A 12,069-nucleotide genomic window follows, 5' to 3' on the forward strand; every position below is an offset into this window, starting at 1 on the left:
GAACTAACGCTTGCCGGAAAAACGATCTCGGATATCTTTTCCGCATGAATTCCATTTCCGGCCTAAGCCAGAAATTTCTCTCTAACCTGGAGCGGATCTTCTTTTTAATTAAAACCAAATTTCGTGCGGGATTCATCAGACTCCATAAAAAAATCGAAACTTACAGATCCGAGAGCACGATTTCCGAAATTACGGTCCCCATCGGTTCCTCACAGAAATCCGACCGATCTGAGTGGATGGAAAACTCTCCCCCGTTTTCCTATTGGGAAACGCAAGAAGAAACGGTATTTCCGAATGCGAAACGAATCGTCAGGACGCGGACCGTTCGTAGAGGCAACCCTTGGTTCTTGAGCGGAATCTTATTCGGCAAAACGAAACCCTCCGAATTGGATCCTATTTCCAGAGCGTTTTCCCCATCGGAAAAGGAATCCGAAATTGCAAGACCGCAAAATCGGAAACGAAAACCTCTTTTTCGGAGCAGACCGTATTTTTGGGAAATTTGGTTTCCCCAGATTTCCACCTTAACTCTCTCTCCACTGGTCGTCTGGGAATGTGAAATTCCCCATTCCGCCTTCCGGGATTGTTTACCTGAATCCGTCCTTCCTTTCGGGCCGCCCGGAAAATGGAAAGTGAGGATCTATTCTATGAAAGTGCTCAGTCACCAGCTCGGCAATTTGTACGAGGATTTCTTTTCCAGTCCGAACGTCGTTCGCAGATCCGAAATATGGGTCTATGGACATCGTTCGCAAGAGAGCATAGATCCGGAAAATTTGCGTTTGTTTCCTTTAGGAGTCTGGATCCATCCGAGCATTTTAAAAGAGGAAGATCCGAGACTCCGGATCGGACTTCCGTTTCGAAGCGGGGAAACGGATTGGTCCATCCAAGGGGACATCTTAACGATTCGGATCCGGGATCTTTCCTGGAGTTGGAAACCCGCAAGTCTAGGTTCGGAAACCCGCGCCGATCTTTCTGCGCCTCATTTCTTTTTTGGAAAGGAAAGCATCCGTCTCTTACCGGAGTTTCCTCAGTCCGGTCTTATGGAAGCTTATTTGTACAAACGTGCGATCGTTTCGGATCCTAAGGCTTTCCAGCGCTCCAATCCCTCCCGAAACCTCTCCTGAGTTTCTCCGAAACCGACTCGAATATAGCCTTCCGTCTCGAAATCCGAACCCGGGAGCACGAAGATTCCGGCTTGGTTCCAAAGTAGATCCGCGTACAACCCGGAAGAAAGCCTCGGATCCAATTTCGGAAATCCTACGATCCCTCCTTCGGGACGTCGAAAAAAATCGATCCCATCCAAATCGGAAACACTCCGGGAAAAAAGGGTAATATTGGTTTCCAGATTTCTCCGGATCGATGCCTGCATCCCATTTCTTTTTCTTAATAAAGCCAAAGTCAAAAATTCCGAAATGGGAGAAACCGTGTGAGTGAGATAATCCTTCATGGATCTCGCCTTCCCAATAAAATCTTTCGGACCGACAAGCCAACCGATCCGCAATCCCATCACCCCGAAGCACTTTGTAACGGATCCGGTAGCCACAGAACGTTCCGATAGACCGAACCCTGACCAACCCAACTCGGAATCCCCATCCAAAAAACGATAGTGTTCATCGAACAGAAGCCAAGTTTCCGGGAATTCTTGCGGGAGTTTTTGCAGGACTTCCCGATCTCCTTTCGTAGTGGAGATCCCGGAAGGATTGTGGGGATGATTGAGTACGACCAATTTCGGTTTCTCTTCGAAGAGATTCCTCAGATTCCTTTCTCCGAATCCGAATTCTTCCTCTTCCATCCGATCCAGAAGGGAAACAGGATTCAATCTTGCTCCCAGAAACAGAGGAACCTCGTACAATGCTTGGAAGGCCGGCCAAAACAGGGAAACCGGATCCCCTTTTTCCAACAACAGGCAAAACGCTAAAAACAGGGCTTCCCCCGTACCAGTAGTCACCAAAACCTGGTCGGCGGAAGCTCCCGGATATAAGGCAGCGATTTCCTCTCGCAAATCCGGTCGGCCGCTGTTGGGTGAATCGGCAAGGGAAAGCCCGCCTAACTCTCGCAGATCCAATCCTAGATAGGAGGAAAGCTCGGAAAGATCCCGGTTTCGAATTCCGCTCTCCCCCAAATTGCAGGACGCGGAGGTTCGGAATCTCTCCAACCGATCTTCGATAAAAAAATCCCGGAGCATTTTGCCTTAAGAATCCTCCCTTTAAGAAAGAAGAATGGCAAAGGCCCCGAAAAATGAAAATAAGAAAAGGCCGACGACGATCCAACCGAACCAGAGTAGAAAAAGACGCAAGTCTTTGAGAGCATACAGCAATTGTTCCGGATCCTTTCCCTCCAGGGCAAGAGTCCTTCGAAACGAAACGGAGGCGCTATAGGCCAATATACCCAGGATAAAAGTCAATACAGCAATACTTGCGGATACGACGATTTTTCCGGAACCTTCCGTAAATAAGGTTCCGAAAGCCAAAGCTCCGGAAAGTAGAAAAAGAACGACCCCTGTATTTCTGAGTACGGCGCGGAGAGAATCCAACTCCCTATGTTGCTCTCTCGAAAATTCGGTTGATTCCATACTTATAGAATCGGCCCAAAAAACGGGTTGAACCAGGGGGAAACCGAATTTTTATGAAAATAGACTAGAAAGGGCAACACTGATGAATCGCGAAATCGCTTATATCGAAGCCTGGACGGAAGAACCGTTTTCGCCCGCTGCGCGGAAGGAAGCGGTCTCCGTTCTGGAAAAATTCAAGAAGGGAGAAAAGGGACTGGAGATCGAATCCTTTACGGTTCCCTTGGAATTCGGCACGGGAGGAATCCGGGGAAGGATCGGAAACGGAATCGGTCGAATGAACGAATACACCGTAGGTCGTGCAGCCTTAGGTTTTGCCAGGTATCTGGTCAAGAAATCCAAAAAACCGAGTTTGGTCATCGCTTATGATTCGCGTAGAAGATCCCGGGAATTCGCGGAAGTAACGGCAGGAATCGCGGCTTCCTTCGGAATCAAAGTACATCTCTTTCCGGAGGTAGCTCCTACCCCTTTGCTCTCTTATGCTGTCCGTTATTATAAGGCGACTGGGGGAATCGTTTTGACGGCCTCCCATAATCCGCCTGAGTACAACGGATTCAAAGCCTATCTGTCCAAGGGAGAACAATTAGTTCCGCCCGACGACAAGAAAATCATAGGTTTGATCGAGGCGATAGAGGACTGGAAAGAAGTCAGGATTCTTTCCGCAAAGGATCCACAATATAAGAAATTCGTAAAAAAGGTCGAACCAGCCTGCTTTGCATCCTATCTCAAAGAATTGAAAAAAGCGGGAATCCAATCCGACCTGGTCACCGCCAAAGAAAGGGCCTCCTTGAAATTGGTCTACTCTCCTCTGCATGGCACGGGAGGGAAATACATGAAGGCTTTGTTACATTCCTTCGGATACAAAAAAGTGACCCTGGTGCCGGAACAAAAAGATCCGGATGGAGAATTTCCGACGGTAAAATATCCGAACCCGGAAGAACCGGAAGCCTTGGAGATGAGCAGGAAATTATCGGAAAAATCGGGGGCCCAGGCTTTCATCGCCACGGATCCCGACGCGGATCGACTGGGAATCGGAGTCCGCAATTCCGCCGGAACCTATACTCTTTTGAACGGAAATCAAATCGGCTCCATCCTAGCCGCCTACCTATCCGAAAAAGTTTCCTCTAAAAAGAAGAAAGGAAAGAAACCTGTCTTAGTAAAGACGATCGTCACCACCGATCTGCAATCCGAAATCGCGAAAAAAAACAAAATCGCCCTGAAGAACGTTCTCACAGGATTCAAATACATAGCGGAAGTGATGGGCAAACTGGACGCAAGTAAGACCCAGTATTTTCTCTTCGGTGGAGAGGAATCCTACGGATATCTTCCCGTAAATTTCGTAAGGGATAAGGACAGTCTCTCCTCCGCTCTCCTCCTATTGGAAGTCCTAGCGGAAAAAAAGGATCTGAACGATTACATAGATGAAATCTATCTGAAATACGGACTCTACCAGGAAAGTTTAAAATCCCTGAATTTAGAGGGGTTGGCTGGAAAAAAGAAAATTCAGGATTCCCTGCAGTTATTAAGAGACACGGATTTGGTCGGAAAGACAATAGGAAAACGTAAGGTTTTGGGTTTGCTGGATTTCAAAAACAAGATCGCTAAAGGTTCCTCATCCAAGTCCGCATTTTCCGGACTCCCTTCTTCCGACGTCATCCAATTGGAATTGGAAGGATCCGCCAAACTTACCCTTCGTCCTTCGGGCACGGAACCGAAAATCAAGATCTACTCCTCGTTTAAGAGTCTGGCCTCTCCGCGGAACAAAAGCGAAATCCCCGGTTTGACGGCGAGTCTCCAGGAGGAATTGAAGCAAACGGAAATCGAATTCTTAAGATTGGCAGGACTTTCATGAAAGAAACGGCGACAGATTTTCAAAAAACCAAGGAATTAAACGACAAGTACGTTCTCGACCTGGTCAACCGATATCCGATCGCGTTTCGATACGGAGTGAACGAGCTACTTTTCGACCAGAACAACAAACAGTACATCGACTTCCTAAGCGGTGTCGCCGTGACCAATCTAGGACATAGCGATCCCGACATCATCGAAGCGATTCGTCTGCAGATCGATAAGCTCATGCATACCTCGAATTGGTTCTATTCGGAGGAAGCGACGAAGTTAGCCGAAATCCTAATCCAAAATTCCTTTCCGGGTAAAGTTTTTCTCTGTAACTCCGGAACGGAGGCAACGGAAGCAGCATTTAAACTTGTACGGGCATACGCGGAACAAAAACATATCGCGGATCCCATCATTATTTCCCTGCAAAAAAGTTTCCATGGTAGATCCGTATCAGGAATCAGTTTAACCGGTCAAAAGAAAATGCACACCGGTTTCGGTCGGCTCCTCGACGGAATCGAATTCGTGAATCCGAATAGTGAGGACGAATTGGTCGCCGCCTTCGAACGGTACGCGGGAAGAGTGGTCGCGTTTATCGCGGAGCCGATCTTGGGAGAAAGCGGTATCATTCCCCTAACCCACGGCTACCTAAACCTCGCCCGGGAACTCACCGCCGAAAACGAAGCGCTATTGGTTCTCGACGAAATCCAAACCGGATTCGGAAGGACCGGAACCTTGTTCGCGTTCGAAACTCTGGGATTCTCCCCGGACGTGATGACCTTAGCGAAAGGACTCGGATCCGGATTTCCGATAGGTGCCATGATCGTCGCCGAAAAATACGAAAGCGTTTTGGCCAAAGGAACCCACGGAACCACGTTCGGCGGCAACCATCTGGGAGCCATGATCGCTTACGAAACGATTCGAATCATCCAGACCAGAGATATTTTATCCAACGTGAATTCCTGCTCGGACATCGCTTTTAGCCGCTTGAGACAATTGCAGCAAAATCTGAAAATCATCAAGGAAGTCCGAGGGAAAGGTCTGCATATCGGGATAGAGGTAAGCGTCCCGGCCCGACCCATAGCGGAAAAATGTCTAGAAAAAGGCCTGATCGTAAACGCTACCGGAGACACCGTGATCAGGATCATGCCCCCGCTTACGATTTCTTCGAAATATCTGAACGACGGCTTGGATATTCTAGAGGGAGTTCTCTCGGAATTTCAAAGAGAACAGAAATAAAAAAGGAAAATAGAAAGAATGAAAAAAGTCGCCGTATTGGCCGGAGACGGAATCGGGCCCGAAGTCATGAAAGTGGCGGTATCGGTCTTAAAGAAAGCCTTAGCAAAAAAAGAATCGGAATTCGAATTCAATGAAGCCTGGGTAGGCGGAATCGCGATCGATAAAACGGGAGGCCCGCTTCCGCCGGAAACCTTAAAACTTTGCGAAGCATCCGACGCCATCCTATTCGGAAGCGTGGGAGGTCCTAAATGGGAATCTCTTCCTCCGGAAAAACAGCCGGAACGAGGAGCCTTACTTCCGCTACGTAAGCATTTCGATCTATTCGCCAATCTGAGACCTGCAATCATTTACCCCGAATTGAAAAACGCTTCTCCGATCAAAGCGGAGATCATAGGGGAAGGTCTGGACATACTGATCCTACGGGAACTTACTTCGGGAATCTATTTCGGACAACCCAAAGGTCGAGAAGGTTCCGGTGAGGAAGAGTTCGCCTATGACACGATGCGTTATTCCCGTCGTGAGATCGAAAGAGCCGCAAGAGTCGCCTTTGAAGCGGCGCGAAAAAGAAACAATAAAGTCACTAGTATTGATAAAGCGAACGTATTGACAACTTCCGTTTTTTGGAAAGAAGTCGTAATCGATTTGCATAAAAAGGAATTTTCGGACGTCCAACTAGCTCATCTATACGTGGATAACGCAGCGATGCAATTGATCGTAAATCCGAAACAGTTCGACGTGATCCTCTGCGAAAATATGTTTGGAGATATCCTGTCGGACGAGGCATCCATCATTACGGGCTCCATAGGAATGCTTCCCTCGGCTTCGCTCTCCGAAAGCGGATTCGGTCTATACGAACCCTCCGGAGGTTCGGCACCGGACATCGCAGGCAAGGGAATTGCGAACCCGATCGCGCAGATCCTTAGCGCCGCACTGATGCTTCGCTACTCGTTTTCTATGGAGCCGGAAGCGGCTAAAATCGAAAGCGCTGTGCGAAAAGTCATCTCTGAAGGAAAAAGAACCCGCGACATCGCTGAACCGGGAGCGAAAATTCTCGGAACGGAAGAAATCGGAAAAGAAATCGAAAACGCATTGTGAATTTTGCAATTTGTTTAGGACGGTGATAAGATGAAAGGTGGAATCGCCCCTTCCGGCAGACCTTACCAGGTAATCGTAGCGGAAAATTCCAAATTCCAGGCAAAGCAATTGGCTCAGATTCTGGAATCCGAAGGTTATGAAGTCGTTGCCTTCGCGGAAACGGGAAAGGAATTGGTCGACTTATACAAAGAAAACAAAAAGGTCGATCTCATTACTTTGGATCTTCATCTTCCCGTGATGGACGGGTTCGCGGCATTTTACGAAATCAAGGAATTAGGAGTTCTTCCTAGAATCATGGTCGTAACCGACGAAAACACTCCCGCAGTCATCAAGAACCTATCTGATAGCGGCGTAATGGATTATGTGGTCAAACCCATCAAACGGGAAAAGATCCTGGAAAAAGCGAATGCGACCGTCCGCAAGACGATCAAGATCTAGGAATTATTCCAGCCAAATACAATTCAGATTTCTTGCGGTGTCGCCTCTTCTGTGACTGAAATACCTGGAGTTTGCCGTCATCGTGCAGGCTCCGGAGGTTTCCAGAAAGGCTTCTACTCCCAAATTTTTCAGCCGATTCAATAGGAATACTTTCTGTTCCAATAGAAACTTTCCCTCTGTCGGAAGCTGTTTCAAAGCCGTAGGACATTCCTTCCTAAACTGAGACGCCACATCTTCCCCCACCTCGTACTGCTTTCCCGTTGCATAAGGCCCGATATAAAATTGAAGGGATTGGGGATCGAACCCGTATTTTCGGGTAGTCTCTCGGATTGCCGTTTCCGCTACTCCTGCCAAGGTTCCTTTCCAGCCGGAATGTACGATTCCTACCAAGGCCGGATTTCCGTTCCAAAAGAAGACGGGCATACAGTCGGCCGTTTTGATAACCAGCACTTTTCGGGGTTCCGTAGTGTATAAGGCATCTCCCTGCGGAACTGCCCCGGCCTGGATCCGATCCGAATCTACGACGTCGGTTCCATGAACCTGATCTAGAAGAAAAATTCTCTCCTCCGGAATTTCGCTGAAATGAGAAACTCGGGAGCGGATAAATTCGGGATCCGGGGAATAATCGGACAGTTCCCGATTCCCCAAGACGAGAATTCTTAAACTTCGTTTATCTTCCAGATAGAAGCGGTGATCGATCATACTTGACGTCAGGAGGTTCTAGTCTTGTATAGAAAAGAGGGAAAATAATTCGAGCGGGAAACCGACCTCGGAAAAGTTTTTCGCGGACGAACATAGGAATGACGGAAAAAGTAAAAGTAAAGATTTGCGGAATACGGGACTCCGATACGATGAAGCTTTGTGTGGACGAGGGCGCCGACTTTATCGGTTTGAATTTTTCCCCCCTTAGCGTCCGAAACATTTCTCCTTCCCACGCTGCTTCCCTACTCTCTGTCCTGGAAAACGGGGTTCCGAAGTTTCTCCGACCTAAGGTCGTTTTTTTGTTCTACCGAAATTCCCTCTCTTTCGTCGAATCCGTATTAGGTTCCCTTCCGTACGACTATTTGCAGTACGTAAGCGACGACAATCTGGTTCCCGGAAACGCTTCCCCCTTGTACGGACAAAGAAATTCCAGAATCCTTTCCTACCGAGTGCAAAAACCCGTCTCCGACGAAGCGCTTTCCTCTTTGGATTCCGATCTGCTGATTCTAGACAGCTATGTTACCGGTGCGGGAGGAGGAACCGGGGAATCCTTTCCCTGGGAATATGTTCGAGGGGTCAAACGTCCTTTCTTTTTGGCCGGAGGACTAAAGCCGGAAACCGTAGCCCGAGCCGTTCGGGAAATCTCCCCGTTCGGGGTGGATGTGGCGAGCGGAGTGGAATCCTCTCCCGGAATCAAGGACCGGAATTCGATCGTTTCATTCATCCGAAACGCAAAGCAAGCTCATGTCGACTGAACGGATAGAGGCGGATTTTTCCGCGGCACTGGACACGCCTATGATGCGTCAATATATGGACATCAAGGCGAAATTCAAAGACTCCGTCCTTTTCTTTCGAATGGGAGATTTCTACGAAATGTTTCTGGAGGACGCGAAAATCGCTTCCGCGATCCTGGACATCGCTCTCACAAAAAGACAAAACTCCGTACCGATGTGCGGAATTCCGTACCATAGCAAGGACGCTTATATCGCAAAACTTCTCTCGGCGGGAAAGAAGATCGCGATCTGCGAACAATCCAAACCGGACGATTCCAACCCCAAGTTGATGACTCGGGAGGTGGTCCGGATCATCACTCCGGGCACGGTTATCGAAGAAAACCTACTTTCTGGGTATAGAAGCAATTATCTCTGCATGATCCTCCCGAAAACGGCCCTCGTATTCGTCGGTATGGCGGACGTATCGACGGGAGAAGTGTTGCAGTTCGCGATCTCGGTTTCCGATCCCGAGGGCCTATCGGCCGAACTGGAAAAATTCCAACCCAGCGAAATCTGCGTTTTGGAAAAGGACAAAGAAAGAATCGTCGATTGGGAAGGATTCGGGGAGAAAAATTTCACTCTTCTTCCCGCTTCCGCAGAAGGGGGCAACGAGGCCAAAGATCCTTTCCATTCCGTCAGAAATTGCCTCGAATATTACGTTCGGGAAAACTACCGGGACGGCTCCCTAACCTTAAGAGAGGCGAAGATTTTAAACGCCGGATCATTTCTCGAAATGGATCGGGAAACGATTCTAAATCTGGAATTGACGGAAAACGAGCACGGAAAAAATCACACACTCTTTTCCATATTAAATTTCTGTCATACAGCAAAGGGAAAAAGACTTCTGAAACAAAGGATCCTTTTTCCGGAGACGGATCTTGCGGTTTTGGAATCCAGATGGGAAAAACAGGATCTACTTCGGAAAATTCCTTCTCAACCGATCTTACAGTCCTTGAAGGATTTGGGGGATTTGGAACGAATCCTGACCCGATTCCGGAACAATAAGTCTGCGCCCCGGGATTTTAAGACGATCTTAACGGCGATTGAAACGGCTTTTTCTCTGAAAGAAACTCTGAATGCGATCGGCTATCCGATCCGGTACCCGATTGCGAAGCTGGCGGATCTGGAAACCTATATTCGGGAAAGACTTCATACGGACGAATTACCCGTGATCTTAGGAAACGGTAAATTTCTAAGGGATGGATTCCTGCCGGAATTGGATCGAGCAAGAGAAGCCGGTTCCAAAGGGATGGATTGGATCCTGGAATTGGAGACTTCCGAAAAGAAAAGCACAGGCCTTTCGACTCTCAAAATCAAGTACAACAAAATCGTAGGATATTTCATAGAGATATCCAGAAACCAGGCTGAACAAGCTCCGAAGGAATATTTAAAAAAACAGACATTAGTCACCACGGAAAGATTTACGAATTCGCGTCTGGAGGAAATAGAAAGAGCCATTTTGGAATCGGATGACACGATCCGGATTCTGGAAAAAACCGAATTCGAAAGAATGACCGCCGAAGTACTAAGATTTACGAACGAGCTTCTGGAATTATCCGAGGAATTCGGAGATTTGGATTTTCAGCTTTCTCTAATAAAGGCGGAAGAGAATTACGGCTGGACCAGAGCCAAATTCAGTCAAAATTCCGGCAGTTTCATGAAGGAGTCCAGACATCCCGTAGTGGAGGCCGCCTTACCCGTGGGCTCCAAATTCGTTCCCAACGATGTGCAATTGGATACGGGCGACAACGCGATCGCCATTCTGACGGGACCGAATATGGCCGGAAAATCCACGTTCATGCGACAAATCGCCCTCAACCAGATCCTGTTTCAGATAGGTTCCGGTGTCTCCGCGACCAAGGCGGAGTTGCCGATCGTGGACAAACTGTTTACCAGAATCGGAGCGGGCGATAATCTTACCGCAGGCGAATCCACCTTCTTCGTGGAGATGAAGGAGACAGCGCATATCTTGAGGAACTGCACTCCTCAATCTTTGTTACTGTTCGACGAAGTGGGACGAGGAACTTCCACCTACGACGGAATGAGTATAGCCTGGGCGATTTTGGAATTCCTTTCGGAAATGCCCCGGAGACCGAAGACGGTATTTGCGACGCATTACCACGAACTTACGGAACTCTCTAGGCTTCCGGGGATTTGGAACATACACATGGAAACTTTAGAAAAAGATGATAAGGTGCTTTTTTTAAAAAAGGTAAAACCGGGGAAGGCGAAAAAATCCTTCGGAATTTACGTGGCCCAGTTGGCAGGCGTCCCCGAAACCGTGGTAAAACGAGCCGGGGAAATTCTTTCCGACCTCGAGTCCAGAAAAAAGGAAATTCGGATCCGAACGAGAGAGCCTTCCCTATTCCAGGATTTTCAAGCTTCCTCTCCCGAACAAACCTTTTGGAAAGAATGGAAAAACGAGATTTCTTCCCTACCCTTGGACTCTATGACTCCGATGGAAGCGCTGCGGCTGTTGGACGAATGGAAAAGAAAATTGAATGCCCGGAAAAAAAGCGATCCGGATTGAGATCGTCCTTTTTCCCACTCTAGTTTAGCTCTCGAATAGAAAAAGAAGCACGTCCATGGGCGCAAAATCGACCCAGTTTACGATCGTGTTTTTCAAGCCCTCCTTAGCGTGAAAACCGATTCCGATCCCAGCTTCACTTAACATTAATTGATCATTGGCTCCGTCCCCTACGGCGATCACGTTTTCCTTCTTAATCCGGAACTTTTCCCTGAGTTCAATCAGGGATTCCCTTTTTACGTCCTTGTCCACGATCCTTCCGGAAACTCCTCCGGTCAGCTTTCCGTCCTTCCTTTCCAAAACGTTGGCGCGAACCTCGTCTATGAAATGCTCCGTTCGGAATCTTTCCAGAATGTCCTGAAAGCCTCCGCTAAAAACGGCCGTCCTTACGTTTTTTTCTCTCAGCCTGGGAAGAAGGTCCGAGACACCTTCATTTAACGAAAGTCTGGAATACAAATCCGCCAAGGCCGCAACCGGCAAATCCTTTAAATACGAACAACGTTTCCTTAACGCATCTTGGAAATTCAAATTTCCTTCCATCGCTTCCCTGGTGACCGAGGAAACTTCCTCGTAAACTCCCGCAAAACGTGCCAACTCGTCGATCACTTCCTCGTGGATCAAAGTGGAATCCATATCGAAGCAAAAAAGGGATTCTCCTACGATACGATTTTTTATTAAGAGAACATCGATTCTAAATCGGGAAAGTTCGCTGCGCAACCCGATGAGATCTTCCCGGGACACGGCGAAAGAATCGGACGAAAAACATTTCCACCCGCTCGGGACGGAAACTTTCGTATTTTCCAGAAGTCTTTGATCGGAATCGAAACGGGCAAGAGATCTTCGGATCTCCTCTTTCGCGTTTGCGGACGGTTCTGTAAAGAATAGTAACACTG

General features: G+C 48.0%; 11 protein-coding genes. 7 read left to right on the plus strand and 4 right to left on the minus strand.

The window, feature by feature from the left end:
* Positions 1-44 precede the first annotated feature (44 nt).
* A complete protein-coding gene (locus EHO60_RS00255; RefSeq protein ID WP_135766168.1) occupies positions 45-1,121 on the plus strand; it encodes a hypothetical protein in 1,077 nt (358 codons plus the stop codon).
* On the opposite strand, the gene EHO60_RS00260 is transcribed toward EHO60_RS00255, so the two are convergent.
* Together EHO60_RS00260 and EHO60_RS00265 are read right to left on the minus strand one after the other, a co-directional pair.
* Positions 1,046-2,182: a pyridoxal phosphate-dependent aminotransferase gene (locus EHO60_RS00260; RefSeq protein ID WP_135766169.1), complete on the minus strand. Its 1,137-nt coding sequence runs from the start codon at positions 2,180-2,182 to the stop codon at positions 1,046-1,048. The two genes, EHO60_RS00255 and EHO60_RS00260, sit on opposite strands and share 76 nt — an antisense overlap.
* Before the next feature lie 21 nt (positions 2,183-2,203).
* On the minus strand, positions 2,204-2,569 hold the full coding sequence (locus EHO60_RS00265; protein WP_135766170.1) for a Rossmann-fold NAD(P)-binding domain-containing protein: 366 nt from the start codon (positions 2,567-2,569) through the stop codon (positions 2,204-2,206).
* A gap of 82 nt (positions 2,570-2,651) precedes the next feature.
* On the opposite strand from EHO60_RS00265, the gene EHO60_RS00270 reads away from it, so the two are divergent.
* From EHO60_RS00270 to EHO60_RS00285, 4 genes are read left to right on the plus strand one after another with little or no spacing between them, the layout of a single operon-like run.
* The gene (locus EHO60_RS00270) at positions 2,652-4,418 is read left to right on the plus strand and encodes a phospho-sugar mutase (RefSeq protein WP_135766171.1); all 1,767 of its coding nucleotides are present in this window, start codon (positions 2,652-2,654) and stop codon (positions 4,416-4,418) included.
* Positions 4,415-5,641 carry an aspartate aminotransferase family protein gene (locus tag EHO60_RS00275; protein WP_135766172.1) on the plus strand — a complete coding sequence of 409 codons (1,227 nt, stop codon included), beginning with the start codon at positions 4,415-4,417 and terminating at the stop codon, positions 5,639-5,641. Before EHO60_RS00270 ends, EHO60_RS00275 begins: the two co-directional genes overlap by 4 nt.
* Positions 5,642-5,659: 18 nt before the next feature.
* On the plus strand, positions 5,660-6,736 hold the full coding sequence (leuB, locus tag EHO60_RS00280; RefSeq protein ID WP_135766173.1) for a 3-isopropylmalate dehydrogenase: 1,077 nt from the start codon (positions 5,660-5,662) through the stop codon (positions 6,734-6,736).
* A 30-nt stretch (positions 6,737-6,766) separates the two neighbouring features.
* Positions 6,767-7,174 carry a response regulator gene (locus EHO60_RS00285; RefSeq protein ID WP_135766174.1) on the plus strand — a complete coding sequence of 136 codons (408 nt, stop codon included), beginning with the start codon at positions 6,767-6,769 and terminating at the stop codon, positions 7,172-7,174.
* A gap of 3 nt (positions 7,175-7,177) precedes the next feature.
* Here EHO60_RS00285 and pgeF read toward each other — a convergent pair whose 3' ends face one another.
* Entirely contained in the window at positions 7,178-7,876 is a 699-nt protein-coding gene (gene pgeF, locus EHO60_RS00290) for a peptidoglycan editing factor PgeF (protein ID WP_135766175.1), read from the minus strand.
* Between the two features lie 98 nt (positions 7,877-7,974).
* Here pgeF and EHO60_RS00295 point away from each other — a divergent pair, with 98 nt between their 5' ends.
* Together EHO60_RS00295 and mutS are read left to right on the plus strand one after the other, a co-directional pair.
* Positions 7,975-8,631, plus strand: a complete 657-nt coding sequence (locus EHO60_RS00295; RefSeq protein ID WP_135766176.1) for a phosphoribosylanthranilate isomerase — start codon at positions 7,975-7,977, stop codon at positions 8,629-8,631.
* Positions 8,621-11,179: a DNA mismatch repair protein MutS gene (mutS, locus tag EHO60_RS00300; RefSeq protein WP_135766177.1), complete on the plus strand. Its 2,559-nt coding sequence runs from the start codon at positions 8,621-8,623 to the stop codon at positions 11,177-11,179. Before EHO60_RS00295 ends, mutS begins: the two co-directional genes overlap by 11 nt.
* A gap of 24 nt (positions 11,180-11,203) precedes the next feature.
* On the opposite strand, the gene serB is transcribed toward mutS, so the two are convergent.
* Positions 11,204-12,067 (minus strand): phosphoserine phosphatase SerB, encoded by an 864-nt coding sequence (serB, locus tag EHO60_RS00305; RefSeq protein WP_135766178.1) that lies wholly within the window; start codon positions 12,065-12,067, stop codon positions 11,204-11,206.
* Positions 12,068-12,069: the final 2 nt, after the last annotated feature.

Origin of the sequence: Leptospira fletcheri, assembly GCF_004769195.1 — a bacterium.
Taxonomy (GTDB): domain Bacteria; phylum Spirochaetota; class Leptospiria; order Leptospirales; family Leptospiraceae; genus Leptospira_B; species Leptospira_B fletcheri.